We start from the raw sequence: 26702 nt of genomic DNA on the forward strand, positions 1-26702 counted from the left end.
CTGCGGGATGTTGTGCCCAGTGAGACGCTCGCTGTGGAGCGTCCGCGACGGAAGGCAGGCTGAGCATGGGTCAGGCGATCTACACGGCGGTGGCGACGGGCGGAACGGCGAAGTGACGTCGTCCGACGGCGTGATCGACGAGTCGCTGGCCATCCCCAAGGAGATGGGCGGCCCCGGCGGGGACAAGACCAACCCCGAGCAGCTGTTCGCCGCGGGCTACTCGGCCTGCTTCCACAGCGCCCTGCAGCTGGTCGCGCGCCAGGCGAAGGTGCCGCTGAACGGCTCGACCGTCACCGCGGAGGTCAGCGTGCTCAAGCAGGAGGTCGGGTTCGGCCTCGGCGTCGCGCTGAACGTCTCGCTGCCGGGCCTCGACCAGGCCCAGGCCGACCAGCTCGTCGAGCAGGCGCACCAGGTGTGCCCCTACTCCAACGCGACCCGCGGCAACATCGAGGTCGCGCTCTCCGCCACTGTCTGACCCCCCAGCCCGCACGAGTCCGAGGAAAGGATCACCAGAGATGAGCAAGTCTCCGATCAAGAGCCCGCTTTCCGAGGCCGACAAGGAGATCACCGGCAACGCCCTGCAGGCGACCCTGGTCGACCTGGTCGACCTGTCCCTGATCGCGAAGCAGGCGCACTGGAACGTCGTCGGCTCGAACTTCCGCAGCGCCCACCTGCAGCTCGACGAGCTCGTGACCACCGCGCGCCAGTACGTCGACGAGGTGGCCGAGCGCGCCAACGCCATCGGCATCTCGCCGAACGGCAAGGCGAAGACCGTCGTCGAGAGCTCGGGCGTGCCGGAGTACCCCGACAACTGGCAGTCCGTGGAGTCCACGGTCGCCGCGATCGTCGACATCCTCGCGGCCCTCATCGAGCGGCTGCGCCAGCGCATCGACGAGACCGACAAGAGCGACCTCGTCACGCAGGACCTGCTGATCGAGATCACCCGCGCGCTGGAAGAGGCGCACTGGATGTGGCAGGCCCAGCAGGCCTGACCTTTTTTCGCCACGAAAGGGCCGTTCTCCGGCGGAGCGGCCCTTTTTCGTCGGTGCGTATGAGTACGTTCGGTGGCATGGTCTTGCATCAGGGGAAAGCCGATCGCCCGGACCGCACGGCCGGGACGAACCCGCTCTACGCCGGCGCGAACCCGGCGCTCGCGGCGGGTTTCGTCATGCCGCACGAGAAGCTGCGCGACGACTCGCTGCCGCCGGACACCGCCCTGCAGCTGGTGCGCGACGAGCTGATGCTCGACGGCAACGCGCGGCTCAACCTCGCCACGTTCGTCACGACGTGGATGGAGCCGCAGGCGCGCGAGCTGATGGCCGAGTGCGTCGACAAGAACATGATCGACAAGGACGAGTACCCGCAGACGGCCGAGCTCGAGCGCCGCTGCGTGAACATCCTCGCCGACCTGTGGCACGCGCCCGACCCCGCGGACATCATGGGCTGCTCGACGACGGGGTCGTCGGAGGCGTGCATGCTCGCCGGGATGGCGTTGAAGCGGCGCTGGGCCGCGCTCGGGCGCACCGGCAAGCCGAACCTGGTGATGGGCGCGAACGTCCAGGTGTGCTGGGAGAAGTTCTGCGAGTACTGGGAGGTCGAGCCCCGCCTGGTCCCGATGGAGGGCGACCGCTACCACCTCACGGCGGACGAAGCGGTGGCCCGCTGCGACGAGAACACGATCGGCGTGGTGGCGATCCTGGGCTCGACGTTCGACGGCAGCTACGAGCCGGTCGCGGAGATCACGGCGGCCCTGGACGCGCTGCAGGGACGGACCGGCTGGGACATCCCGGTGCACGTCGACGGCGCGTCGGGCGCCATGATCGCCCCGTTCCTCGACCCGGACCTGAAGTGGGACTTCCGCCTGCCGCGCGTGGCGTCGATCAACACGTCGGGCCACAAGTACGGCCTGGTGTACCCGGGCGTGGGCTGGGTGATCTGGCGCAACAAGGCGGCCCTGCCGGCCGAGCTGGTGTTCAACGTGAACTACCTGGGCGGCGACATGCCGACGTTCGCGCTGAACTTCTCCCGCCCGGGAGCAGAGGTCGCGGCCCAGTACTACACGTTCGTCCGCCTGGGGCGATCGGGTTTCCGGGCGGTGCAGCAAGCTTCCCGTGACGTCGCGCTGCACCTGTCATCGGGAATCGCGGAGCTCGGCCCGTTCTCCCTGCTGACCCGCGGCGACCAGCTGCCGGTGTTCGCGTTCACCACCCGCGAGGACGCGGGCTTCGACGTCTTCGACGTGTCACGAAGGCTGCGCGAGCGGGGCTGGCTGGTGCCGGCGTACACGTTCCCGGAGAACCGGACGGACCTGGCGGTGTTGCGAATCGTGGTCCGCAACGGCTTCACGCACGACCTGGCGGACCTCCTGCTGGCCGACCTGCGGCGGGTGCTGCCGGAGCTGGAGGAACTGGGTGGCCGCCCGAAGGACCCCGCAAAGGCGACGGCGTTCCACCACTAGCTCACATCCCGTCGCCACCGCCGCTACCGGCGGGTAGCGTCGATGCCATGGGTGTCGCTGCTGACGAACGCCGGGCGCTTGGTGCGCTCTTCGATGACCTCGGGCCCGATGCGCCGACCTTGTGCGAGGGCTGGACCACGCGGGATCTCGCCGCGCACCTCGTCGTGCGGGAGCACCGGGCCGATGCCGCTCCCGGGATCCTCGTGCCCGCGCTCGCCGGGTACACGCGGAAAGTCCAGGATCGCTACGCCGCGAAACCGTGGGCGAGCTTGGTCGAGCAGGTACGGCGGGGGCCGGCGAAGTTCTGGCCCACCGCCATCGGCCCGCTCGACGAGCTCACCAACACCGCCGAATTCCTCGTCCACCACGAGGACGTCCGGCGCGCGCAGAACGGCTGGGAGCCGCGGCCCGCCGACCCCACCCGGGACGCCGCCGCCTGGCGGTCGGCCACGCAGGCCGCGAAGCTGAACCTTCGCAAGTCGCCCGTCGGCGTGACGCTCAAGACGCCGGACGGCCGCGAAGCCGCCGTCAAGACCGGGCCCGATCCGGTGACCGTCATCGGGGCGCCGGTCGATCTCCTGCTGTTCGTCTTCGGGCGGGACGCGGTCCGCATCGAGTTCGAGGGCGACGCCGCCGCCGTCACCAAGCTTCAGACGGTGAACCGGGGGCTCTAGGCTGCGTCCCATGCCGATGATCAGCGTTTCCATGTTCCCCGGCCGCACCCCGGCCCAGAAGAGCGCCCTGGTCCGGGAGCTGACCGACGCCTTCGTCCGCACCTGCGGCGGCAAGCCCGAGGGCGTCCAGGTCACGCTGGTCGAGATCGGCGCCGACCACTGGGCCAGCGGCGGCGTCCTGTACTCCGAACGCTGAGCGGCACTTTCACGTGAAAGTGCCGCCTCCGGGAGGGAGCTTTCACGTGAAAGTGCCGCTTCGGGTCAGCGCAGGCCGAGGGCCCGCAGCGCGAAGTGGACCTCGATCGCCGTCTGCTTGATCGTCTCGGCGATTACCAGCGAGCCGTGGCCCGCGTCGTAGCGGTAGAACTCGTGGTGCAGGTCGCGGTGGCCGAGCCGGCCGAGGTAGTTCTCGATCTGGCGGATCGGGCAGCGCGGGTCGTTGTCGCCGGCCAGCACGAGCACCGGCGCCGTCACGGCGTCGACGTACGTGATCGGCGAACACTCCCGGTACACCGCGGGCACGTCCTCCGGCGAGCCGCCGAAGAGCGCGCGGTCGAACGAGCGCAGCTGCTCCATCTCGTCCTCGTACGCCGCGACGTAGTCCGCCACCGGCACCCCGGCGACGCCCGCCGCCCACCGCGACGGCTGCGTGCCGAGGGCGAGCAGCGACAGGTAGCCGCCCCACGAAGCGCCGTTGACCACGCACTTGCCCGGGTCGGTCAGTCCACTCTGGACGGCCCAGTCGTGGACCGCGGCGACGTCCTCCAGCTCGGTCAGGCCGGGCCGGCCCTCGATGGCGTCGCGCCAGGCCGAGCCGTAGCCGGTCGAGCCGCGGTAGTTGACCTCGACCACGGCGAACCCGGCGTCGAGCCAGGTCGCCCGATAAGCCGAGAAGCGGTCCTCGTCCGCCGCGTGCGGGCCGCCGTGCAGGGAGAACACCGTCGGCAGCGGGCCGTCCGGCGCGTTCGAAGGCCGCGAGACGAGCGCGTGGATCCGGCCGCCGACGCCTTCGACGAACGCGTCGGTCACCGGCTCCGAACCCGGCGCGCGCTCGCCCGGCGGTTCGAGCAGCACCGAATCCGTGCCGTCGGACGTCCGCGCCCGGACCGCCGTCGGCTCGGCGGCGCTGGACCACGAGTACTCGACCGTGCCGTCCGGCCGGACGCCCGCCCCGCCGATCCGGCCCGCCGGGGTGTCCACAGAGGACAATTCCGCCGTGTCGAGGTTGTAGCGGTACAAGGAACTGCGGCCCTCGTGGAAGTGGACGACGAGCAGGGCGCGCGCGTCCGGGTACCAGCCCGCGACCACCTCGCCGGGCAGGCCGAGCTCGATCTCGGTCTCGGTGCCGGCGCGGACGTCCCAGACGAGCAGCTCTTCGCGGCCCCGGCGTTCGTGCAGCACCAGCAGGCGCTGGTCGCCGGCCAGCGGCGAGAACTCCAGCGCGGACAGGCCCTTGCCCTCGCCGTCCCACAGCTCGGCGACGGTCCCGAACCCGTCGGTCGCGAGCACCCGCAGCGCCGGGTGGCGCGAGTCACCGTGCTCGGAGTGCGAGATCGCGATCAGGCTCTCGTCGCGGGAGAGGGACGCGATGCCGGCGTCGTCCGGGTGGCTGTAGAAGCGGCGCGTCTCGCCGCCGATCCGGGCGAACAGCTCGCTGCCGTCGTCGGTCGAGACGCCGACCGCGACCAGCCGGGTGCCGATCTCGAGGCCGGCCGGGTAGCCGTCGTGGACGTCCGGGACGGCCTTCTCCGGCTTGCTGCCCTCGGTCGCGGCGAACGGCTCGCGCACCCAGGAGCCGAACTCGTCGCCGTCGGTGTCGTCGAACCACCAGATCCACTCGCCGTCCGGGGACGGTGTCGCGTGCATGGTGCCGTTGGGCCGGTCGGTGACGCGGCGGTGCTCGTCGGTCGCGCGGTTCCAGGCGTAGACCTCCCAGACGCCGCTGGCGTTGGAGACGTAGACGCATGCGTCGGGGGCGTCGCGGGCCCACTCCGGCACGGAGATGCGCGGGGCGTGGAAGCGGGCGCGCCAGCGGGCTTCGGCTTCGGCGTCGTCGAACAGCCGGTCCGGGACCACCGCGGGCGGATATTGGTTGGCTGACTGCGTGCTCACCCCTCGATCCTGCCACCTTCTGGCCGTACTGTGTGCGGGGTGCTGGAGGGTTACGCGCCGGGCTACGGGCGAGACGCGGTGTCGATGCTGTCCGCGCGCACGGCAGCCGAGCGGGCGACGTTCGCCCTGCCGCTGTTCCGGCCGGGCATGTGGGTGGTCGACCTGGGCTGCGGGCCGGGCTCGATCACGCTCGGCCTGGCCGCGGAGTCCCGCGTGACGGGCGTCGACCGCGACGCGGGTCAGGTGGCGATGGCCCGGGAGGCGGCCCGCCGCGCCGGACGATCCACAGTGGACTTCCTGGTGGCCTCGGCCTACGACCTGCCGTTCGCGGACGGCAGTGTGGACGTGGCGTTCTCGCACGCGTTGTTCGAGCACCTGTCCCGGCCCGCGGACGCCTTGGCCGAACTGCACCGGGTGCTCCGGCCGGGCGGCCGCCTGGCCCTGTCCACATCGGACTGGAGCAAGGCGAGGCTGCGCCCGAAGACGGCGAACGTCGACGCGGCCCTGCGCGGCCACCACCTCCTGCGCCGCCGCGCGGGCGGCAACCCGTTCGCCGGCCGGAACATCGCGGAGGAGTGCGCCCGGGCGGGCTTCACGGAGGTGGCTTCGCGGGCGAAGTACCGCGAAGACATGAGCTACCGCGACCTGGCGAGGTACGTCGAGTCGCGGCTCGGCGCGGCGATCACGGACCCGGCCTTCGCCCGCGACCGCGACCAGCTGGCGAGCGCGGCTCGGTCGGCTGTGGTGTGGACCCGCGGCGGCGACGGGGACTTCAGCCAGTGCTGGGTCGAGGTGACCGCTACGCGAGGTTGAACGAGAACGCGCGGCGGCGCAGGGGGTCCAGGGCGGCGAAGCCTCCTGGCGGGGGTCTGGGGGTTCGACCCCGGAAAATACCGAGGGGGCCGCGTAGGTTCGCGCAAGCTGCGAACACGCGGCCCCCAAGGACCTACTCGTCGGGGTGGCGGGATTCGAACCCACGACCTCCTCGACCCGAACGAGGCACGCTACCAAGCTGCGCCACACCCCGAGGTACTGCTTAACGGGTCGTGGAGAAGTCTAGCGGACGGTGTCGCGGGCTTTTCGGGGGGCCGACTTATGCGGTTCCGACGACCCCGATCCGCGCGGGACCAGCGTCAACAGGCTCGCTTCCGGCGGGCACGCGAACCGGGCCGGTGCCCACGGTGACGTCCCCAAGCCGGCCGAGACGTGCAGCCACATGTGCGCACCCCACCGGGACGCCCCGCGCGCACGGCTGCGATCCAGGTCACAGTTGGTGACCAGGGCGCCGTAACCCGGGAGCCGGAGCTGGCCGCCGTGGGTGTGGCCCGCGAGGACGAGGTCGTAACCGTCCGTGGCGAACGTGTCCAGGACCCGCGGCTCCGGCGAGTGCGTCACGCCGAGGCGGACGGCCGCGCCGCTGTCGGCCGGGCCCGCGATGTCGGCGTAGCGGTCTCGGCGCAGGTGCGGGTCGTCGACGCCGGCCGCGAAGACGCGCTGGCCGCCGACGTCGATCGTGCGGCGGACGTGCGTCAGGTCGGTCCAGCCGTGCTCGACGAACGCCGCGCGCAGGTCGCGCCACGGCAGCTGGACGCCGTGGATGCGCTTCTTCTTGCCCCGCGGCATCAGGTAGCGGGCCGGGTTCTTCGGCTTGGGCGCGTAGTAGTCGTTGCTCCCGAAGACGAACACGCCGGGCCGGTCGAGCAGCGGGCCCAGCGCACGCAGCACGGCCGGGACGGCCGTCCGGTGCGACAGGTTGTCGCCGGTGTTGACCACGAGGTCCGGGTTCAGCTCGTCGAGCGCGGCGACCCAGCGCTGCTTGCTCTGGTGGCCGGGCAGCATGTGCAGGTCCGAGACGTGCAGGATGGTGAACGGCCGGGACCCCGGCGCCAGCACCGGCAGTTCGGCGGTGCGGAGGGTCCAGCGGCGCCGTTCGATGCCGACGGCGTAACCCAGGGTCGCGGCGCCGAGCGCCAGCGTCCCCGCGGCGAGGCGCGCGGCCGTCGCCCCCGACGTGCGTGTGTTACTGAGCGTGCTCACGAAGTCCAGGATACGTGCTCAACAGTTGGATGACTTCGCCGCCGTTCCGGGGAACCTGCCGCTTAGCATTTGCGTCGGCCCGGAGAAGGGTGTTCAAGCCGGGGGGCTTGGGGAGAACGATGGAGCAGTTCGGGCCGTACCGGATCGAGGGCCTGCTCGGCCGCGGTGGCATGGGCGAGGTTCACCGCGCCTACGACACCGCGCACGACCGCGTCGTCGCGCTGAAGCTGTTGTCCGACCCCTTCGTTGCCGACGAAGCCTTCCGCGCGCGGTTCCGCCGCGAGTCGCAGATCGTCGCGCGGCTGCGGGAACCGCACGTGATCCCGATCCACGCCTACGGCGAGATCGACGGCCGCCTCTACCTCGACATGCGCCTGGTCGAAGGCCGCGACCTCAAGGAGCTCCTCGGAAGCGGCCCGCTCGAGCCCGGGCGGGCCGCCGGCATCGTGGCGCAGGTCGCCGGCGCGCTCGACGCCGCGCACGCCGACGGCCTGGTCCACCGGGACGTCAAGCCGTCGAACGTGCTCGTGACGAACGCGGACTTCGTGTACCTCGTGGACTTCGGCATCGCGCGGTCGATGACCGCCGAAGGCACGTCGATCACCGGCACCGGCAACGTGATCGGCACCCTCGACTACATGGCGCCGGAACGCTTCGGCGACGCGCCGGTCACCGGGCTCGTCGACGTCTACGCGCTCGCGTGCGTGTTCTTCGAATGCCTCACCGGCCGCCGCCCGTTCCCGGCCGAGGGCGCGGCCGCGCAGATGGGCGCGCACCTGACCGCGCCGCCGCCCGTGCTGTCCCAGGCGCGGCCGGGTCTGCCGCCGGCCCTGGACGCCGTGGTGGCGCGCGGCATGGCGAAGCGCCCGGCCGACCGGTACCCGACGGCGAGCGCCTTCGCCGACGCCGTGCGCGCGGCACTGACCGCGCCCGCGCCACCCCTCCCGACCTGGCAGAAGACTCTGCCGCACGGCACCCCGGCCCCGATGACCCCGCCGCGGCCGATGCCGATCCCGGCGGCGCCGCGTCCGGGTCCGCCGACCGGCCCGTTCACCGGCCCGCCGACCGGTCCGTTCACCGGCCCGCCGACCGGCCCGTTCACCGGCCCGCCGACCGGCTCGTTCACCGGCCCGCCGACCGGCCCGTTCACCGGACCGCCGCCGACCGCCCCGCGGCCGCCGAAGTCGCAGCGGAACCGGTGGATCGCGTTGTGCGCCGCCCTGGCCGGAGTCGTCGTGGTGGCGCTCGTGATCACCTACGTCGTGACGCGGGACCGGACGACCCAGACGGCCGGCCCCGGGCCGTCGACGCCCAATACCGACGTGCGCAGCTCCGAGCCGGTCTCGGAAACCCCCACGACGGAACCGCCACCGTCCACTTCGGAATCCAAGCCGCCGCACGACACCAAGCTGTACGACCGGCTCCCCGCGGTCTACAAAGGAGAGACCTGCCGGGACGCGGCGCCGTCCGGTGGTGCCGTGTCCGCGGTCGAGTGCACGGACTCGACGGTCGGCGACGTCCGCTCCGGCAACGTCATCCTGCAACAGCCGACCGGCGCCCGGTTCCTGCGTTTCGCCGACGCCGGTTCGATGAACGCCTACTTCCAGGACGTCGTCAAGACGCAGGGCCTGACCCGAAACGACGCCCAGGGTGCGTGCCGCCCGAAGAAGGTGCCGAAGATCTGGGGCACGTACTACCGCGCGGAGACGCCGAACCCGCTGCCCGGCGACTACCTGACGTGCTTCCTCGGCGACCCGGCCCAGCTCGTGTGGACGGACGGGCAGAGCCTGCTGGCCGGCGTCCTGCTCTCCACGAAGGTCACCGACAACGACCGGCTCGACTCCCTCTACTACTGGTGGAACGAGCAGATCCTCTCCCGGGTGGCGGCGGGCTGACCGGGCGTTTGCGCTGGTCCCCGCCGTGATCACCCGGGCAGCGGATTGATCGCCGGGTGGGGAACTGGCTGAATACGTCGGGAGAGGGGGCAAAACCGGCAGCGTCTGCCGGTCGTCATCCGCTGGGGGTTCCACACCGCGTCCGCTGCCGGCGCGGTGTTTTCCGTGCGAGCGGTTTCGCGCCCACTGCATCGAGGGGGATCAGTGAGTTCCAGTCGTCCGCGGTTCCGATGGGCGGCCGCGTTCGCGGTCGCGCTTTCGGTCAGCGCCGCCGTCTCGGGGCCGGCCTCCGCCGCGCCCAAGGTCCAAAATCCGGAAACCGACACCCGGGCCGTGGCCCCGCCGCGGGCCACCGCCCGCAGCGTCGGGGCCGGCGAACGGGCGCCCGGCTGGGAACGTTCGGCCGACCGGGCCTGGACGAGCAGCGGTGACGCGGACGGCTTCCACCTCCTGGTCGCCGACGAGGCGAAGGCGTACGAGTGGCACACCGTCGCCACGCTGTCCGAGCCCGGCTTCGACGCCGACGCGTGGATCGGCAACGTCTGCGTGACCGGCTCGGCCCACCGCGCGGTCGTCGCGTACGCCCCGCGCACCTTCACCAACAAGACCGAGCTCTTCGACCGCGGCGCGTTCACCGCCGTCGTCGACCTCGACACCGGGGCGGTGCGGAAGCTGCCGGTCCGGACCAGCCTCGCCTACTTCAACCCCTCCTGCGGCACCGGCGATTCCGCCGTGCTGACGCAGGCCGGCGACGAAGACCTCGGGAAGACCCGGCTGCTGCGCCTTGACGCGGCGTCCGGCAAGCTCGCCGCGCCCATCGACGTCGCCGGGCAGCTGACGTCGGCGGTGCCGACGGCGCACGGCCTGATCGGCGCGACCAAGGACGCGCTCGTCCGCATCACCGACCGCGGCGCTCTGCAGCGGGTCGCCCCGGCGTCCGGGGTGCCCTACGCGCTGGCCGCCGACGCCGACGGCGGCGTGGTCTACCTCGACCACGACGGGACGCAGAACGCCAAGGTCCGCCGGGCGGAGATCGCCGGCGACGGCTCGGTCGCCACCCGGACCCTCGCCACCGGCGCGCGGACCGCGCTGGGCGTGACCTCGGGCCGGGGCGGCCGGGTGGCCGTCACCGGCGTGAAGAAGGCCACCGGCGTGAAGCTGCCCGCCGCCGTCTCGCTGCTCGACGTGCCGAAGGAGGCGACGGTGTCCACCGAAGGGCGGCTCGCCGTCACCGAGGTGGTCAAGCCGGGCGCGCCCGACCCGCGGCTGGCGCCCACCGGCGCCCAGGCCGTCAACATCACCGCCACTGTCCTGCCCAACCGCAAGCAGGTCACGCTGGTCGCCGGCACGGACACCGCCCCGGCGGCCGGGCGCGTGACGAGCCCGGCGCCGGCCGGCGCCGCGGCGGGGGCGACCACCAACGGCAGCCCCACCGACCCGTCCGACTCGGCCGACCGCTACTGCAGCGTGCCTCGCAACGACCCGCGCAACCAGGCGATGCAGCCGAAACCCCGGCAGGTCGAATGGGCGGTCGACCAGGCCGTCCGCGGCGCGCTGACGGTGCAGCGCCCGGCGAACTGGAAGAACCTCGGCATGCCGGCCTACACGCCCCAGGGCCTGTTCCCCAAGGTCGACCTGGCCGGCGGCGGGTTCGTGCCCGCGCAGGTGCTGCTCGGCATCACGGCGCAGGAGTCGAACATGTGGCAGGCCGCGCGGTCCTCGGTGCCCGGCACCACCGGCAACCCGCTGATCGGCAATTACTACGGCATCAACTACTACAACGGCACGGAGGCCGACGACTGGACGATCGACTGGGCGAAGGCCGACTGCGGCTACGGCGTCACGCAGGTCACCGACCACATGCGCTTGGCGGGCAAGGAGAAAGGCCCGGGCGACGAGGCGTGGCCGCTGCCGACGCAGCGGGCCGTGGCGCTGGACTTCGCCGCGAACGTGGCCGCCGGCGCCCAGATCATCTCGAACAAGTGGAACGAGGTCCGGGGCGCGGGCCTGGTCGTCAACAACGGTGACGTGTCCCGGATCGAGAACTGGTTCTTCGCGATCTGGGCCTACAACTCCGGTTTCCACCCCGCGTCCGGGTCGGCGCCCTGGGGACTCGGCTGGGGCAACAACCCGGCGAACCCGCGGTTCCTCGACAGCCGGCTCCCGTTCCTCGAGTACTCCTACGCCGACGCGGCGCACCCGCAGTACTGGCCGTACCCGGAAAAGGTGCTCGGCTGGGCCGGGCACCCGGTCAACCTGATCGAGACGCCGGGCACCATGGTCGCCGGCTTCCGGCCGTCGTGGTGGAACACCGTGGACAACCGGCTCGCGGTCAAGCCGCCGGTGAACCAGTTCTGCGACGACAGCAACGAATGCCACCCGGGAGAGAAGAACGTGCCGGACTACGCGGGCACGGGTCCGGACGACCCGGGCAACGTCGTCGGCGAACCGGCCGGCCCGTGCGCGCACAAGACCGGCGGGAAGTTCGACCTCAAGTGCTGGTACCACCAGCCGAACACGTGGAAGCCGGACTGCGACTCCTCGTGCGGCTACGAACTGCTCCGGTTCGATCCCGGCTACGCCTACCAGGAAGACGCCAACAGTTACCCGCCGAACTGCGAAACCCAGGGCCTGCCGTCGAACGCGCTGATCGTCGACGACGCGAACGGTGCCCCGTCCGTCCGGAGCAACTGCGGGCAACCGTGGAACAACGCGGGCAGCTTCCAGCTCGGTTACGCCGACGACGGCACCGGGCACTACCCGGGGAAGGTCGACACGCACCAGCTCGGCGGCGGCTTCGGCGGCCACTTCTACTTCGGCCACACGCGCACGTCGTCGGTCGAAGGCGGCCGGCTGAAGGTGACCGGGACGTGGTCGCTGGACAACCCGCTCAACGCCTGGGCGCGGGTCATGGTGCACTTGCCGGACGTCGGCGCCCAGACGCAGCAGGCGCGCTACGACATCAGCCTGGGCAACGGCCAGCAGCGGCACCGGTACCTCAACCAGCAGATCCAGCGCAACGGCTGGGTGTCGATCGGGGTGTACCCGTTCGCCGGGCGGCCGAGCGTCTCGCTGAGCTCGCAGACCGAGGACGGCACCGGCGACGTCGACGTCGCCTGGGACGCGATCGCGTTCCAGCCGCTGCCGGGCAAACCGGCGAACATCGTGGCGGCGCTGGGCGACTCCTACTCCTCGGGCGAGGGCGCCGGCAACTACGCGACCGAGTCCGACGCCAACCACGGCAACGCCGAGTGGAACGCCTGCCGCCGCAGCGCCAACGCCTGGCCTCGCAAGATGGTGATCCCCGGCTCGGGCGGCCCGCTGGGCACGCTGTCCGACCAGTGGAACACGAACAACGAACTCGGGTTCGTCGCCTGTTCCGGGGCGTGGACGTGGAACGTGTCCGGGCGGTGGAACGGTTCGGGCTCGATCCCGACGTCCTGGATCCACCCGGAGCAGTACGAGAAGGGCGACGGCCAGTTCCACGAGATCAACCAGGTCGCCTCCGGGGTGCTGACGCCGGAAACCACGCTGGTGACCCTGTCGATCGGCGGCAACGACGAGAACGCGTTCGTCGACGCCCTGATGGACTGCGCGTCGATCACCAACTGCGCCGACGACGAGTACCTGCCGAAGTACAAGGCCATCGTCGACCGCACGAAGACGCGGATCGCCGACTCGATCCGCGCCGTCCGCGGTGAAGCGCCGAACGCGCAGATCGTCCTGGTGGCGTACCCGGAACCGTTGAGCCGCACGGTGAAGTGCGGCGGTTCCTGGTACTTCGACCTGACCGAGGTGCACGCGATCGCCGAGCTGACCAACTACGTCCGCGACAAGGAGGCCGAGGCCGTCGCGCAGCTGCGCGGCGAAGGCATCAAGGTGGACGCGGCCGACCCGATCGGCGCGTTCGTCGGCCACGGCGGCTGCGACGGCACGGAGTGGATCAACAAGATCGTCCTCGGCCCCAACGGCGAGGGTGACTTCCACAACGGGGACAACCCGTCACCGTTCTGCTTCTGGGACATCCTGGGCGGAGCGTGCCTGAGCCGCGAAATGTTCCATCCCAACGCGGCCGGGACGACGGGCTACGCTCAGGTCATGGAAGCGCGCCTGACCCAGCTCCACTACCCGAGCTGACGACCTGATGACGGAACCGGGACGGCGGGCGAAGCCCCTGCTCTTCTGGCTGCTCTTCGGCGTGTTCCTGGCCGGAGCGGCGGGAGTGGTGTGGGTCTTCACCGTCGTCCCGGCCCGCGTGCAGGACAAGGGCACGGAACCGCACGTGGTCGGCACGGAGGCCCCGGAGATCGCGGTCCGGCTGGAGAAGCTGACCCCGGCGGAGCGAGCGCAGGACGCCTCGCTCCGCCGTGCGGCATCCATCGACGGCGCGGCGGCAACGCAGATCGAGCGGAACACCGAGGCGGCGACGGTGGTCGTCCGGCTCGTGTCGCCGGACCCGGACCAGCGCGTGTGTTACGCGTTCGCGGTCCCGCCGGCGGCCGGCACAGCCGTGCGCTACGACCGGTTGCCGAGCTGCCCGGCGGTCGGCCCGTGAGCGTCAGCTGGTCTTGACGACCTCGTCGAGACCGGGACTGAAGGAGGGATCCGCCGGGCACGGCCGGTCGGCCAGGGTCACCGGACCGGTCCGGGCGTCCCGGCTGACGTAGGCGACGCAGAGCCGGACCCGGTGTTCCTGGCCCTGGTCGGACCACGGCTCGTCGAAGCGGGTGCGAACCTCGAACCCGTTGCCCTGCACCGTCCTTTCGCTGGGGTTCGGCGGGCTGAGGTACGCCGACACCCGCTGCGCCGCCTGGCCCGGGTCGGCGTTGCGGGTCGCCGGATCCGCGACGATGTCGGCCAGGTCCTTGGCCGCCTGGCCGCGGACGGTGCCGATGGCGTGTTCGCGGGCGGCGCTCCTGGCGTGGTCCGAGACGGCCTGGCAGGCCGCGGGAACAGCGAACAGGACGATTGCCGCCGTTCCCGCTCCCGCGACCAGCCGCCATTTCATTTTCCGAGATTACCAGTCGTGCAATGTCCGCTCAAGAACCTGGGCGTACAGCGTCGAGCCGTATTCGTTGGGGTGGAAGGATTGCTGGCTCGCCGGCTGCCTGGCGTCCCCCTGCGAGAACCGGGTGACGAGCCCGTGAACCGCTTCCCCGGTACCGCAGGCACCCTTGCCGTCGAACAGCGGAACGGGGTCGGCGAACCGGATGTTCATCCCGCCGTCACGCAGTTTCGTCACCTCCTGGGACTGGAGGTCGTGGAGGCGGCCGGCGATGCCGCGGAACCACGTGATCGAACTGCCGCCGAACAGCGTGGTGCAGGGCATGGCGTTCTCGATGGGTTGCGGGTAACCCATGAAAAGCAGGGCCGCGTTCGGGGCCCGGTCGGTCACGTTCTGGATGGTCTTTTCCATGGCCGGGATGACGTCACTGGTCAGCAGCGCGGGAATCGTCTGGGAAACCGGTTTTCCGTCGTTGTCGAGTGACATGTTTTCGCACGAGCCGCCCACGTGCGCGGGAATGTACGTCACGCAGTTGTGGAGGATGTCCGTGAACCGCGCGTCGTTTCCGCCGATCGACAACGTGACCAGGTTGGTGTACTGGTCGAGATAGCCCTGGTCGACCTGGGCCGGTTCACCGTATTCGCCCGGGTCACCCGGCCAGACGTTGTGGCCGCGCGCGCCTTGGCAGGCCGTCAGGTGGTAGTCGAGCGAGGGGTCGAAGGTGTCCGACCGGCTGCCGATGCTCTGCCCGGGGTTGTCGCTCAGCTTGCCCAGGCGCGACCACGCGTCGCTGGACCGGTGGCACGCGTTGCGCAGGGCGTTGTTGGTCCCGTCGTGGTCGGTCTCCCGGTAGTAGGCCCAGGAATCGTCGGGGGTGGCCCCTTCGCCGGACGAGTACGAGTCGCCCATCGCGACGACCTGGTTCGCGGGCTTGCCGGGCAGCGGCTGGAAGGCGACGGCGTCCCAGGAGACGTCGTCGACGCCGTCGGGCAGGTCGCCGATGTAGTTCTTGTGCGTCACGTTGTCCAGGGACACGCTGGGTACGCCGGAGAACTTGAACGCGCCGAGCGAACGCCAGCTGCCGGCCTGCGGGTGCCGGTTTTCGTCGAGGTAGCCCCCTTCCGAGACCGAGCGCAGCGGCGAGGTGCTGTCCGAGCCGTTGACCCGGTACCACGCCTGCGGGGTGGCCGCGCCGTGGTCCGGGACGTAGACCAGCACCCGGGCCCAGCCGTTGATCGCCTGGTCGAGCGTCCAGGTCCCGGTGACCTTGTGCTTGGCGTTGACCAGGGTGTCCTTCCAGGTGTGGGCGAACCAGAAGTGCCCGCGGTAGCCGGTGTCGAGCTGGTGGAAGTCGATCTTCGACGGGTAGTTGCCCGCGTTGTCGGGGGCGAAGCTGAACGACAGCGAGCCGTGGCTGGTCGCGCCCGCGCCGCAGCCGTTCCTGGTCCGGGTGCCCGGCGCGACGTCGTCGACGATCAGGAAGCCGCTCGAACCCGCCGGGGCCGAGCAGTCCGCCTTGTAGAACTGCCCCGGCTGGGGCTCGGCTTCGCCCGGCGAGTGGATCACGGCTTCGGTGCCGAGCAGGGCCGCGCTGCGCTGCCACGCCGACGACGAGTGCCAGAAGCAGGCGAGGTCGTCACGGAGGCAGTGGCTGGCCACCGTGCCCGGGAAGTTGCCGGGCACGTGGGTCTGGGCCGGGTCGCACCCGTTCTGCGCGGGCGCGCAGAACGTCAGGAGGGCCGGCACGCTGGGCTTCCCGTTCGGGAACGCGGCCTTCACGAAGGTGGCGCCGTACTGGCCCGTCGACCAGTTGTAGCGGACCAGCGAGTTCTTCGCGAAGCCGATGACCCGCTCCGGGTAGGTCCAGTCCGCCGGGTGCTTGGCGTCGTTACAGTTGCCGTTCGCGTCCTGCTGTTCCTTCTTGCAGCTGGTCAGGTTGTCCAGGAAGCCTTTGCGGTCCTGGATCAGGTCCTGGTTGGCCGTGTTGTTGGACCAGCCGAGCCCGTAGACGTCCGGGTGGCTGTTGGGGTCGGTCGGGTCGTTCAGCTTGTGCCAGCCGCTGTTGTAGGCCCAGAGCGCGAACCACCAGTTTTCGATGTACCGCGGGTCGGCGTTGTTCGCGACCACCCCGAGGTCCTTCATCTGGTTCCACTTGTCGATCAGGATGTTCAGCCCGGCGGCGATGTTGGCCGCGTAGTCCACGGTGAGCGCCACCTGCTGGTCGTGGCTGTACACCGTGGTGCCGTCGCCGACGGTCATGCCGGTGGTGACCTGGGTCGCGCCGTAGCCGCAGTCGGCCCTGGCGAAGTTCACCGAGTCCACGCCGACGTTGCGGCCGTAGAAGCCGCCCTGCTCGAAGTTCCCGCTCTCGCCGTCGACGGCGTGCGGGCTCGCCTGCCACATGTTGGATTCCTGGGCCATGATGCCCAGCAGGACCTGGGCCGGCACCAGGCCGCCGCCGCGGAGGGCGTGCATCGGGAAGAGCCCCTGCGGCGAGTACGCGGGCAGGGTGGAACCGTTGTACCCGGCGGGCCGGGCCGCCGTGAGCGCCCCCTTGACGGCGAGGTCCGCGGCCCACTCGGCCATCTGCGGGGTTTCCTGCAGCGACTGGATGCGCGGGTCGTTGCGCGGGATCGCGCACTTGCGGTTCGGGTCGGTGGTGTCGTCGCCGGTACCGGACGGCTGGGCGCCGCCGGGGCCCGCGGTCTTCGCCACGGCGGGCGAGTCGGCGTTGCCCTGGTCCGGGTGCAGCGCGGCGGGCGTCACCTCGAACTCCGGCTCGGCGCCGGTCGCCGGCACCCGCGCGGCGATCCGCACCGGCGTGCCGCCGGCGGGCCGTGGCGCGGAGCCCGGCGCGGCCGGGTTGCCGGGCAGCGCGGAGTCGACGCCGAAGGCGCCGGTGGTGGAGAGTTCCGCGTCGGCGGGCACCTTCGCCGCCTGCCAGCCGGCGGGCGGCGACGGCAGCGTGGCGTCCGGCCCCTGCAGGAACACCCGGCCGGCCGAGCCGTGCACCTGCACCGAGCCCTGCGGTGCCTTGGTGACGAGTTCGTCGACGCCGCCGGCGTACCGGTGGACAGCCGTCTCGGTGGCCGTCTGCGTCTGGTAGCCGACCCCGCCCGAGGCGTCCACGGTCAGCCGGAACGCGCCGCCGGGCGTGTACGCCACCGGTTTCAGCGCGCCGTCCGCGCCGACGGACACGAGGTTGTCGCCCTTGGCCGCGACGACGCTCTGGCCGGCGGGGACGGCGGACGTCACCTGGCCGATGGTGTCCACAGTGGACGCTATGCGGCCGGCGGCGGCGTCCACGGTGAACAGCCGGGAGACGTACTGGCCCTTGCGGAAGAAGTTCTGGGTGAGCACCGCCCGCTCCCCGGTGCCGCACCCCGGGTTGTAGTAGGCGATGGACACGGGCTCCGGCAGTTTCGTGACCGCACCGGTGTCCAGGTCGACGACCGCGGCGAGGGCACCGCGGTGCGAGCGGTCCTCGTCGTTCACGAGCTGCCGCGGCGCGTAGACGACGACGGCCCGCTTCCCCGACGAGGTGACGCAGGTCCGGCCGATCCACCGGTCCGTTTCGGTGCCCGTTTCGGTGAGGGTGGCGGCGGTGCGCCAGGCGTAGCCGTCCTTGGCGTCGGCGACCAGGACGTGGAAGCCCGAGGCGTCCCCGTTGCTGGTCACGGCCCGGTCCGGGGAGCCGGCCCAGCCGGTGCCGAGCATGCGGGCGCGCTGGTCGGGCGGAACCGACGAGGCGGCCGGCTGCGCACCGGGTCGTGGCGCGGGTGGAGCGGGCGCGGCGGACGCGGGGCTCTGCCCGGCCGCGAGGGCGGAGAGCAGGGTGACGGCCGCCGCGAGGGGCTGCCACCGCGGGAAGCGGTTTCTTCGGACCTTGCGCATGGGCGCGTGCCTTCCGGGAATCGTGACGGCAGCGGCCATCACGGGAATGGGTCGTCGAACGCGGCCGCCGGAAAACGCGGCGGAAAATCGGAGGAAAATCGACGGAAATGTCCGAATTACTGTTCGACGGAAACAGGTGGGCGCGATGCGGAACCGAACGTGTGTGCGGCTCGCGGCCGAAGACGCGGCAGAGCCGTTCACCCCCTCCCCAGGGCTGGTGACCGCGGCGGCCTGATTGGCATCGCTGCAGCGTGTGACGCTAACAGGTCGCGTTCCCCATGATCAAGGGCTGACCGGGTGACTGGTCAACCACCCCGGCCGGGTCTTCGTGGACGTCTGACGTCACTCGAACGGCTGATTGAGGTCGTCTCGATGGCCGCGGTTGTCCTCCGTTCGGGAGGAGGGGCCGGCAGCCCGGAATAGGTGCCGGTCATCGAGCCGTCGGCTCATTCTCGATTCTCGTTCGCGGTTTCACTGGTTAATCGAGGTTTGATGCGCATAATTTCCGGAAAGGTGTCGGCCCTGGCCGCCGCTCCTGCGGCAGGACGGGACCCGGGTGAACCTGTTCTTCGGCACCTTCGGCGGCCGGACGCGCGGGTACGCCGAGCTGTGGAACGGCACCTGGAACGTGTTCCGGGCGGGCGGCTACCACAACGGCCGGCAGATCCTCACCGGCTGGTACTGAGCCGGAAAAGCCGGAAGGGGCCCGCGGAAACCGCGGGCCCCTTCCGGCTTTCGTGACGGCTACCGGGCGCCGCCGCCCATGTACTTCGGGTCCGGGCCCGGCAGTGGCAGCACCGGCTGGCTGGCGTCCATGATGTTCTTCATCGCGCCGAACCACGTCCGGGCCGGGGCCTTGCCACCGAAGATGTTCCCGCTCGGGCACACGCGGACGTTGCCCGGGCCGACGTCGCAGATGCCGCCCTGGCCGCCGCCGAACTTGAACGTCATCGCCGCGCCCGCCAGCTGGGGCGTGCCGCCGACGAACGCCGCCGAGACGTTGCCCTGCGTCGTCCCCGTCTTGCCGATGATCGGCCGGTCCCAGCCGACCTCACCGGCCGCCTTGGCGGAGGTGCCGCCCGGCTGGTCGTCCTTGCTCATCCCGACCGCCAGGGTGTTCGCCAGGCCTTCGGGCACCGCCTGCTCGCACGGCGCTTCCTTGATCGGCACCGGCTTCCCGTTGCGGTCGGTCACCCCGGCGATCGGCGTCGGCGGGCACCAGACGCCACCGGAGAGGATCGTCGCGGCGACGTTGCCCATCTCCAGGCCGCTCACCGGGCTGAACCCGAGGGTGAACGCGCCGAAGCCGGGGCTGTTGCCGACGGGACCGTAGGCCTCCGCCTGGCTCTTGCTCTTCTCCTTGACGTTCGGGTCGACCGGGCCACCGCCGGTGTTGCTGGCCATCGTCTCGCGCAGGCCGAGCCGCTTGGCCATGTCGATGGCCGGGCCGGTGCTGCCGAGCCGGTCCTCGAGTTCCACGAACGTCGTGTTCGGCGACGTCGCGAGGGCCGTCTGGAGCGTCGCGTTCGCGGCGGCCTTGCTGTAGTCAGCCGCGTTGCCGACGCAGTACCAGTAGGTGCGGGGCTTGCCCGTCGGTGTGGTGCTGCACCCGCCCTTTTCGGTCGTGAACACGTGCGAGGTGTAGGTCTCCGGCATGTCCACCGACGAATAGATCCCCGTGACCCCCTTGTCGAGGGCGGCCGCACTGGTGAAGATCTTGAACGTCGACCCCGCGCCACCGGTGTTGTAGACACCCGCGGGCAGCGCGTACGTCGTTTGGCCCGCGTCCTGGTTCTGCCCGTAGTCGCGGTTCGCCGCCAGGGCGACCACCTCGTGGCGTTCCTTCCCCGGCTTGATCAGCGACAACGTGTTGGCGATGTACGGCTGGGTCTTCTTGACCTGGTTCTCGGCCGAGACCTTCGCCTCGTGGTTGGCGCGCTCGTCCAGCGTGCTCTTGATCGTGTAGCCGCCGGAGTAGAGCTGGTCCTTCGTCATCCCGCTGCTCTTGAGCAGGTAGTCCTCGACGTACTGGCAGAAGAACCCGGCCTCCGGGCCGGCGCCGATGCAGTTGGCCGGCGGCTTCTTCGGGCCGTCCGGGACCACGCCCAGCGGTTCGGCCTTGAACCGGTCCGCGTCGGCCTTCGCCAGCTTCTTGTTGTCCACCATCCGGTCGAGCACCAGGTTGCGGCGCGCGGTGGCCTTGTCCGGGTGGTTCCACGGGTCGTTGTTGATCGGGTTGTTCACCAGGCCGGCCAGCAGCGCGGCCTGCGGCACGGTGAGCTTCTCCGGCGTCGTGTCGAAGTAGGCGTGCGCGGCCGCGCCGACGCCGAAGATCTGCCGGGAGAACTCGACGATGTTGAGGTAGTTGGCCAGGATCTGCTGCTTGCTCAGCTTCGTCTCGAGCTGGATCGCGATCCGCGCTTCCTTCAGCTTGCGGGAGATCGACTGCTCCTGGGCCTTCTTCTGGCCGATCGCGTCGTTCCGGTAGACGACGTTGATCAGGTAGTTCTTGGTGAGCTGCTGGGTCAGCGTCGAGGCGCCCTGGGTGTCGGCGCCGGTGCTGTTGCTGACGGCCGCGCGCAGCGTGCCCTGCCAGTCCACACCGTGGTGCTCGTAGAACCGCTTGTCCTCGACCGAGACGAGGGCCCACTTCATGGCCTCGTTGATCTGGTTCTCGGTGATCGGCAGCCGGTACTGGCTGTAGAGGGTCGCGATCGGCTTGCCGGTGCTGTCGGTGACCGTCGTCACCAGCGGCGGCGGGATGTCGGCGAGGTCGGAGGACGTCTTCTCCACCGTCTCGCTGGCCTGGTTCGACATGACACCGGCGGCCCCCACGACCGGGAAGAGCATGCCGGCGACGAGCACCCCCGCGAGCAGACAGAGGCCGATGAGCTTGAACAAACCATCCGCTTTTCGCACGAGGGCCAGGCTACCCGGACCGCGCCGGGCGCCGGTGACGCCGTGTCTCCGAGGGTGTGAAATCCGTGACAAAACAGACCCCCTTCGGTGACAACTGGTAACGGAAGGCATTCTGGGTCTCGACGGGGGGAACCGAGGGCCCCTACAGTCCGTCAACGTCTCACGAAGAAAAGCCGACGGATGGGTCAACGCGGGTGGGAGCTCGCCTGGTCCGAACGGCGGCACCGGCACCGGGGAGGTGCCCGGGTAACCGACGTGAGCTGAGGGAGACACGCTCGCGGGGGCAGGGCGGCGCAGGGCCTTTCCCCGCTGGTGCGTCGATCACCAGGGTAGGGAGCTGGGGGTATGGAAACCAACCAGTCGAGCTGGCGAATCAACGCGTCCTGCCGGGACGCCGATCCGGACGGCCTGTTCGTCCGGGGTGCGGAGCAGAACCGGGCCAAAGCGGTCTGCATGGGCTGCCCGGTCCGCACCGAATGCCTCGCCGAAGCACTCGACGGCCGGATCAACTTCGGTGTCTGGGGTGGCATGACCGAACGCGAGCGGCGGGCCCTGCTGCGCCGCCGCCCCGACGTGGAGAGCTGGGCCGACCTGCTGGAAGCGGCCAAGCGCACCGCGCTGGAGCGGGTCAAGGTCGGCTGAACGGCCGCGGGCGGCGCGGACCTGCTGCCGCGCCGCCCGCGCCGCTCAGCCACCACCACCGCGGCACTTTCACGTGAAAGTGCCGCTCCCAGGTGGTCACTTTCACGTGGAAGTGCCGCCTCAGCCGGCCAAGCGGGTGCCGATGTCGCGCAGGCCCGCCAGGTCGTGCACGTCGCCGGCCAGCGCGGGCACCCTCGCCAGCGCCACCTCGGGGTGCGCCCGGGTGAACCGCGCCAGCAGGCGCTCCTCGCGGGCCGCGAGCTCGACGCGGTCCGCGTGCAGCCGCAGCACCGCCTCGGCCAGCGGTGCGTTCGTGTCGCCCTCCTGCAGCGACTCCGCCGCCGCCAGCGCTTCGGACCTCGACAGCTTGGCGAGCACCGGGTGCGTCCGGTTCGCGATCAGCCCGGCCAGCGGCATCGACTCCGACGACAGCCGCTCGACGAAGTAGGACGCCTCACGCAGCGCGTCCGGCTCCGGCGCGGCCACCACCAGGAACGACGTCCCCGACGAGCGCAGCAGCTCCGCCGTCTTGCGGGCGCGCTCGCGGAAGCCGCCGAACATGCTGTCGAACGCCTGCATGAACGCCGACGCGTCGGTCAGCAGCTGGCCGCCGATGATCGTCGACACCGCCTTGGCGAACATCGAGAACCCGGCGTTGACCACCTTGCGCAGGCCCCAGCCGCCGGCCTTCGCCGGGGCCGTCAGCAGCCGGATCATCCGGCCGTCCAATGCGGACGACAGCCGCGTCGGCGCGTCGAGGAAGTCCAGCGCGGAGCGGCTCGGCGGGGTGTCGACAATGATCAGGTCCCAGTCGGCGGTCGCGGCGAGCTGGCCCAGCTTCTCCATCGCCATGTACTCCTGCGTGCCGGAGAACGACGTGGAAATGGTCTGGTAGAAGGGGTTCTGGAGCAGCTGCTCGGCGCGTTCCGGCCCGGCGTGCACGCGCACCATGTCGTCGAACGTGCGGCGCATGTCCAGCATCATCGCCCACAGCTCGCCCTTGGGCTCGAAGCCTTCGACCTGCACCTGCCGCGGGTGGTTGCCCAGCTCACGCAGGCCGAGCGCCTGCGCCAGCCGGCGGGCGGGGTCGATCGTCAGCACGACGGTCTGCCGCCCGCGCTCGGCCGCGCGCAGGGCCAGCGCCGCGGCGGTCGTCGTCTTGCCGACGCCGCCGGAGCCGCAGCAGACGATCACGCGGCTTTCCGGGTCGTCGAGCAGCGCGTCGATGTCGATGGTGGTCACAACCGCACCCCCTGGTCGGTCAGGGCTTCGGCCAGGTCGTAGAGGGCGGCGACGTCGACGCCTTCGGTGAGGTCCGGCAGCTCCAGGGTCGGCAGGTCGGCCTCGGCGAGCTGCTCCCGCGCCCGCTGCTCGGCCGCCACCCGCACGGCGTGCTCGACGGTCTCGTCGACCAGCGCGTCCAGGGTGTCCTGCGGCAGCTTCAGCCCGGCCGCCGCGAGCCCGGTCCGCACGCGCGAGGCGTCGACGCGCCCGTCCGCGGCCGCGGTGATCGAGCGGGCGGGCAGCCGCTCCGGCCGGACCCGGTTGACCAGCACCGCGCCCGGGCGCAGGTCGGCACCGTCCAGCTCGGCCACGGCCTCGACGGTCTCGCGCACCGGCATCTCCTCCAGCAGCGTCGCCAGGTGGATCACCGTCTCGCCGGAGTGCAGCAGCCGCACGACCCCTTCGGCCTGGCCGCGGATCGGGCCGGTCTTCGCGAGGTCGGTCAGGGCCTTGGTGACGTCGAGGAACTTGACGACCCGGCCGGTCGGCGGCGAGTCGACGACGACGGCGTCGTAGGTGTGCCGCCCGTCGGACTCGGTGCGGCCGACGCACTCCTTGATCTTCCCGGTGAGCAGGACGTCCCGCAGCCCCGGCGCGAGCGTGGTGGCGAACTCGATGGCCCCCATCCGCCGCAGCGTCCGCCCGGCGAAGCCCAGGTTGTAGAACATCTCGAAGTACTCGAGCAGCGCGGCTTCGACGTCGATGTGCAGCGCCCGCAGCTCGCCCCCGCCGGGGACGGACGCGATGCGCTGCTCGGCGTAGGGCAGCGGCTCGGTGTCGAAGAGCTGGGCGATGCCCTGGCGGCCTTCGACCTCGATGAGCAGCACGCGGCGGCCTTCGCGGGCGAGCGCGAGGCCGAGCGCGGCGGCGAGCGTCGTCTTGCCGGTCCCGCCCTTGCCGGTGACGAAGTGCAGCCGGGCGCGGGCAAGCTCGTCGGTCCAGCCGGCATGGGGAGTGGTCACTTCTTCACCCTAAATCAGCGCTCAGCTGGCCAGCAGCATGACGCTGACCGCAGCGGCGACCGCCGCGACCAGCACCCAGGCCGCGAGCCCGGGCAGCACGGTGAGGGTGAGCACACCGAGCACGACCATCAGCGTGAAGGTGATCACGCCGCCGACCGCGACCTGCCCGGAGCTCTGCGTCCGGTCCCGCACTTTCGCCATCACGACGAGCACCAGGGGCAGCCCGGCCGCCGCGAGCAGCGCCGTCGCGAGCACACGCCACGTTTCCACGCGGCCCACGCTAGCGTGAGATGAACCACACTCCGGCGCGTCGCGACGCGTTTCCCGGCGGCGGCCCCCGGTCCGCTTGCCCGCTTGGCTACGCTCGCGGGCTATGAGCGCCACCAAGTGGGAGTACGCCACCGTCCCTCTGCTGATCCACGCCACCAAGCAGATCCTCGACCAGTGGGGCGAGGACGGCTGGGAGCTGGTCACCGTGCTGCCGAACCCGAGCGGCGAGCAGCACGTCGCCTACCTCAAGCGTCCGAAGGGCTGATCCGGGTGAGCTGGAGCGAACGGCTGAAGGAACTCGGCATCGAGCTGCCGGGTGTGGCGGCTCCGCTGGCCGCGTACGTCCCCGCCGTGCAGAGCGGCAAGCACGTCTACACCTCCGGCCAGCTGCCTTTCGTCGACGGCGTGCTCGCCGCGACCGGCAAGGTCGGCGCGGAGATCAGCCCGGAAGAGGCGAAGGGCCACGCCCGCACGTCGGCGCTCAACGCGCTCGCGGCCGTGCACGGGCTGGTGGGCATTGACAACGTCACGCGGATCGTCAAGGTTGTCGGCTTCGTGGCTTCCGCGGAAGGCTTCACCGGCCAGCCCGCGGTCGTCAACGGCGCGTCCGAGCTGCTCGGCGAGGTCTTCGGCGACGCGGGCATCCACGCCCGCTCGGCCGTCGGCGTCGCGGAGCTGCCGATCGGCTCGCCGGTGGAGGTCGAACTGATCGTGGAGGTGCAGTGATGGACCCGGACATCGAGCAGTCCACGCACGAGCTGCTGCTCCGGCTGGCCGGGCGGCTGCCCGACCAGCTGCTGTGGCGGTTCCGCGACTGGCTCGGCGAGGGCGCCATGGGCACCCTCGCCCGGACCCTGCCGAGGTCTTTGCTTAAGCACAGGATTGACCTCGACCAGACGGAGTACCGCCTGCTCGTGGCCGGGCTGATCCCGCACGGCGCCGACTGGCACCAGGTCAGTTCGACCCTGGGGGTAGACGACGTCTCCGAGAACCGGTACACATTCACGTCGAGTGCGCCCGAATGGGTTAACTCGGTCGACTCCGTGTCCGTTCTGATCCACGCAACGTTGCGGGGTCGCCCGGACGTGGGGGAAGTGCGGCAGAGCTGGCGACACGTCGGTGTGGTCGGGCAGGGGACCGCCAAGCGCGTCCTGCTCATCACCGCGCAGGCCGGCTTGCCGAGGTTGACGGGCGAACTGCAGCGCGTGTTGCGGGTCCTGGGCGACGAAGAGCCCAGCGTCGAGGTCATCCCGCCGCGCTTCGACCTGCCGGGGTACCACCGGGCCGCGCTGGCCGACTCAGAGCTGGTCTGCGTGGGCGCGGTGACGGGGAACCGGCTAGTAGCCGCATAGCGCTCGCCCGCCAGCGAGCTGGGAGGGAGCAAGGCAATGGTGGAGGTCCACGACGGCCCGCCCATGGACGGGTTCTCGGTGCCCCTGCGCCTGCACAACCTGTTGCTGGCCCTGGCGGGCCGGATCGACGACAGCGCGCTCACCGAAGCGCGTGAGCTGATCGCCCGGGCCCACATCGACGAGGCGGTCGAGCTGACCACCGGCACGCTCATCGCGGGCCGGATCGCGGTCAGCTCCGCCGAGCAGCGCGAGCTCGCGCTCGTCCTCGAGATGAGCCGGTCGGACGCGACGCTGGCGAACGACCTGCTGGTCGACGAGGCCGAGCCGGTCAACACGCACCGGTTCACCGGCGAGAACGCGCCGGAGTTCGGCATCGCCGAGGCGCTCGACCGGACGCTGCAGGTGCTGCCGGACGTCCGGTCGGTGCACGCGGTGTGGCGCAACACGCCGGCCGGCAGCGTGCCGGGCGCGCTGCCGCAGCGCGTGGTGCTGGTCGAGCTGGGGCCGGAGGGCAACCCGCCCGCCGTTGCCTTCCGCGTCGACACGGCGCTGCGCCGGGCCGGCATCCACTCGGTCGTCGAGGTCAGCGGCCCGGGTGTCGCGCACTCCGAGTACCACCTGGCCGCTTCGGCGGCCGCGTCGCCGGCGTGGGTGACGGGGAGTACGTCGGCGCCCGCGTCGACCTACCGTCCCGAGCCGGCCAAGCCGCCGGCCCCGGTGAACCCGGAGCCGGTCGCGGAGTCGGGCAGCCGGCACAGCATGCGGTCGAGCAGCAGCACCACCACCACGGCGCCGGCCGAGCCGGTCGCCCCGGTGGTGCCGATCGTGTCGCCGCCGCCCGCCCCCGAGCCGCCCCGCAAGGCGCGGTCGGAGACGCGGGCGGAGCGCACCGCGGACCTCACCCCGGCCGAGGTGGCGCAGCTGCGGCAGGCGCTGGCCGAGGACCCGGAGAAGGGCCGCGAGATCGCCGCGGGCAAGCCGTCGATGCACGAGGTCGTCGAGCTGCCGGCGCTGGACCTGGACGACCCGAGCCTGAGCGAGCGCGACCGGGCCCTGCTGCGGGAGCTGCACGCCGAGCTGGCCGAGCGCGAGCGGGCCGAGGCGGCGAAGATGCGGCTCAACGGCGCGTCCCGCTCCGGCGGCGACCAGCGCGGCTGGACCGCTCCGTAGTCCTGGCTTACCCAAGGGCGGCACTTTC

At 71.3% G+C, this 26702-nt stretch carries 23 protein-coding genes and 1 tRNA gene; 15 read left to right on the forward strand and 9 right to left on the reverse strand.

Features of this window, described 5'->3' with window-relative positions; genetic code table 11:
* The first annotated feature begins 112 nt into the window (after positions 1–112).
* From C2L59_RS42230 to C2L59_RS42250, 5 genes are all read left to right on the forward strand, one after another.
* On the forward strand, positions 113–475 hold the full coding sequence (locus C2L59_RS42230) for an organic hydroperoxide resistance protein (RefSeq protein WP_370444829.1): 363 nt from the start codon (positions 113–115) through the stop codon (positions 473–475).
* A gap of 40 nt (positions 476–515) precedes the next feature.
* Positions 516–992, forward strand: a complete 477-nt coding sequence (locus C2L59_RS42235; RefSeq protein WP_103355203.1) for a Dps family protein — start codon at positions 516–518, stop codon at positions 990–992.
* Positions 993–1069: 77 nt separating this feature from the next.
* A complete protein-coding gene (locus tag C2L59_RS42240; RefSeq protein ID WP_103355266.1) occupies positions 1070–2458 on the forward strand; it encodes a glutamate decarboxylase in 1389 nt (462 codons plus the stop codon).
* Between the two features lie 47 nt (positions 2459–2505).
* The gene (locus C2L59_RS42245; RefSeq protein WP_103355204.1) at positions 2506–3132 is read left to right on the forward strand and encodes a TIGR03085 family metal-binding protein; all 627 of its coding nucleotides are present in this window, start codon (positions 2506–2508) and stop codon (positions 3130–3132) included.
* Positions 3133–3142: 10 nt separating this feature from the next.
* Positions 3143–3328 (forward strand): tautomerase family protein, encoded by a 186-nt coding sequence (locus C2L59_RS42250; RefSeq protein WP_103355205.1) that lies wholly within the window; start codon positions 3143–3145, stop codon positions 3326–3328.
* Positions 3329–3393: 65 nt separating this feature from the next.
* On the opposite strand, the gene C2L59_RS42255 is transcribed toward C2L59_RS42250, so the two are convergent.
* The gene (locus tag C2L59_RS42255) at positions 3394–5244 is read right to left on the reverse strand and encodes a prolyl oligopeptidase family serine peptidase (RefSeq protein ID WP_103355206.1); all 1851 of its coding nucleotides are present in this window, start codon (positions 5242–5244) and stop codon (positions 3394–3396) included.
* 39 nt (positions 5245–5283) lie between these two features.
* On the opposite strand from C2L59_RS42255, the gene C2L59_RS42260 reads away from it, so the two are divergent.
* On the forward strand, positions 5284–6057 hold the full coding sequence (locus C2L59_RS42260; protein WP_103355207.1) for a methyltransferase domain-containing protein: 774 nt from the start codon (positions 5284–5286) through the stop codon (positions 6055–6057).
* Positions 6058–6197: 140 nt separating this feature from the next.
* Here C2L59_RS42260 and C2L59_RS42265 read toward each other — a convergent pair.
* Together C2L59_RS42265 and C2L59_RS42270 are read right to left on the reverse strand one after the other, a co-directional pair.
* Positions 6198–6271, reverse strand: a tRNA-Pro gene (locus tag C2L59_RS42265).
* Between the two features lie 29 nt (positions 6272–6300).
* Entirely contained in the window at positions 6301–7281 is a 981-nt protein-coding gene (locus C2L59_RS42270) for a metallophosphoesterase (protein ID WP_199199649.1), read from the reverse strand.
* A gap of 119 nt (positions 7282–7400) precedes the next feature.
* Between C2L59_RS42270 and C2L59_RS42275 the strand changes: the two genes are divergently transcribed.
* The 3 genes from C2L59_RS42275 (at position 7401) to C2L59_RS42285 (ending at position 13731) form a co-directional block, all read left to right on the forward strand.
* Positions 7401–9176, forward strand: a complete 1776-nt coding sequence (locus tag C2L59_RS42275; RefSeq protein ID WP_103355208.1) for a serine/threonine-protein kinase — start codon at positions 7401–7403, stop codon at positions 9174–9176.
* Between the two features lie 204 nt (positions 9177–9380).
* On the forward strand, positions 9381–13313 hold the full coding sequence (locus tag C2L59_RS42280) for a hypothetical protein (RefSeq protein ID WP_103355209.1): 3933 nt from the start codon (positions 9381–9383) through the stop codon (positions 13311–13313).
* A 7-nt stretch (positions 13314–13320) separates the two neighbouring features.
* On the forward strand, positions 13321–13731 hold the full coding sequence (locus C2L59_RS42285) for a hypothetical protein (protein ID WP_103355210.1): 411 nt from the start codon (positions 13321–13323) through the stop codon (positions 13729–13731).
* Between the two features lie 3 nt (positions 13732–13734).
* Here the strand turns inward: C2L59_RS42285 and C2L59_RS42290 are convergent, their stop codons facing one another.
* Both C2L59_RS42290 and C2L59_RS42295 read right to left on the reverse strand, forming a co-directional pair.
* A complete protein-coding gene (locus C2L59_RS42290) occupies positions 13735–14184 on the reverse strand; it encodes a hypothetical protein (protein WP_103355211.1) in 450 nt (149 codons plus the stop codon).
* 9 nt (positions 14185–14193) lie between these two features.
* Complete coding sequence (locus tag C2L59_RS42295) at positions 14194–18075, reverse strand: hypothetical protein (RefSeq protein WP_103355212.1); 3882 nt, start codon at positions 18073–18075, stop codon at positions 14194–14196.
* 556 nt (positions 18076–18631) lie between these two features.
* Between C2L59_RS42295 and C2L59_RS49980 the strand changes: the two genes are divergently transcribed.
* On the forward strand, positions 18632–18760 hold the full coding sequence (locus C2L59_RS49980) for a hypothetical protein (RefSeq protein ID WP_255410356.1): 129 nt from the start codon (positions 18632–18634) through the stop codon (positions 18758–18760).
* 59 nt (positions 18761–18819) lie between these two features.
* Here the strand turns inward: C2L59_RS49980 and C2L59_RS42300 are convergent, their stop codons facing one another.
* Positions 18820–20994, reverse strand: a complete 2175-nt coding sequence (locus C2L59_RS42300) for a transglycosylase domain-containing protein (RefSeq protein WP_199199651.1) — start codon at positions 20992–20994, stop codon at positions 18820–18822.
* 345 nt (positions 20995–21339) lie between these two features.
* Here C2L59_RS42300 and C2L59_RS42305 point away from each other — a divergent pair, with 345 nt between their 5' ends.
* A complete protein-coding gene (locus tag C2L59_RS42305; protein WP_103355214.1) occupies positions 21340–21636 on the forward strand; it encodes a WhiB family transcriptional regulator in 297 nt (98 codons plus the stop codon).
* A 120-nt stretch (positions 21637–21756) separates the two neighbouring features.
* Here C2L59_RS42305 and C2L59_RS42310 read toward each other — a convergent pair whose 3' ends face one another.
* Genes C2L59_RS42310 through C2L59_RS42320 form a run of 3 tightly spaced genes read right to left on the reverse strand, consistent with a single transcriptional unit; the run spans position 21757 to position 24152 of the window.
* Complete coding sequence (locus C2L59_RS42310; RefSeq protein ID WP_103355215.1) at positions 21757–22878, reverse strand: ArsA family ATPase; 1122 nt, start codon at positions 22876–22878, stop codon at positions 21757–21759.
* The gene (locus tag C2L59_RS42315; protein ID WP_103355216.1) at positions 22875–23882 is read right to left on the reverse strand and encodes an ArsA-related P-loop ATPase; all 1008 of its coding nucleotides are present in this window, start codon (positions 23880–23882) and stop codon (positions 22875–22877) included. Before C2L59_RS42315 ends, C2L59_RS42310 begins: the two co-directional genes overlap by 4 nt.
* Positions 23883–23903: 21 nt before the next feature.
* Complete coding sequence (locus C2L59_RS42320; RefSeq protein ID WP_103355268.1) at positions 23904–24152, reverse strand: hypothetical protein; 249 nt, start codon at positions 24150–24152, stop codon at positions 23904–23906.
* Between the two features lie 103 nt (positions 24153–24255).
* On the opposite strand from C2L59_RS42320, the gene C2L59_RS42325 reads away from it, so the two are divergent.
* From C2L59_RS42325 to C2L59_RS42340, 4 genes are read left to right on the forward strand one after another with little or no spacing between them, the layout of a single operon-like run.
* Positions 24256–24417: a DUF4177 domain-containing protein gene (locus C2L59_RS42325; protein ID WP_003068074.1), complete on the forward strand. Its 162-nt coding sequence runs from the start codon at positions 24256–24258 to the stop codon at positions 24415–24417.
* 5 nt (positions 24418–24422) lie between these two features.
* Positions 24423–24878, forward strand: coding sequence for a RidA family protein (locus C2L59_RS42330; RefSeq protein WP_103355217.1), 456 nt, complete (start codon positions 24423–24425; stop codon positions 24876–24878).
* The gene (locus C2L59_RS42335) at positions 24878–25504 is read left to right on the forward strand and encodes a hypothetical protein (RefSeq protein WP_003068077.1); all 627 of its coding nucleotides are present in this window, start codon (positions 24878–24880) and stop codon (positions 25502–25504) included. Before C2L59_RS42330 ends, C2L59_RS42335 begins: the two co-directional genes overlap by 1 nt.
* Before the next feature lie 36 nt (positions 25505–25540).
* Positions 25541–26674: a hypothetical protein gene (locus tag C2L59_RS42340; protein ID WP_103355218.1), complete on the forward strand. Its 1134-nt coding sequence runs from the start codon at positions 25541–25543 to the stop codon at positions 26672–26674.
* The last annotated feature ends 28 nt before the right edge of the window (positions 26675–26702 follow it).

This window comes from Amycolatopsis sp. CA-128772 (assembly GCF_002904295.1).
GTDB lineage: Bacteria > Actinomycetota > Actinomycetes > Mycobacteriales > Pseudonocardiaceae > Amycolatopsis.